The organism is Streptomyces sp. URMC 124 (genome assembly GCF_051386455.1).
Taxonomy (GTDB): Bacteria; Actinomycetota; Actinomycetes; order Streptomycetales; family Streptomycetaceae; genus Streptomyces.
The window spans coordinates 1-240 of record NZ_JBPQTS010000630.1; the positions used below are offsets into that span (position 1 = coordinate 1).

Annotated in this window: 1 protein-coding gene; it reads left to right on the forward strand. The window is 50.0% G+C overall.

The window, feature by feature from the left end; translation table 11 throughout:
• Positions 1-240: EF-Tu/IF-2/RF-3 family GTPase (locus ACSNOG_RS33950; RefSeq protein WP_436756511.1), on the forward strand; the 240-nt coding region annotated here is incomplete at both ends.

A 240-nucleotide genomic window follows, 5' to 3' on the forward strand; every position in this document is an offset into this window, starting at 1 on the left:
GTACAGTTGCTACTGGCCGTGTTGAGCGCGGAACAATCAAAGTCGGCGACGAAGTTGAAATCGTTGGTATCGAAGAAGAGACTAAGAAATCCGTTGTTACGGGCGTAGAAATGTTCCGTAAATTGCTGGATTCCGCTCAAGCTGGTGACAACATCGGTGCTCTGCTTCGCGGTATCGACCGTACTCAAATCGAGCGTGGTCAAGTACTTGCAAAGCCAGCTTCCGTTAAGCCTCACACAG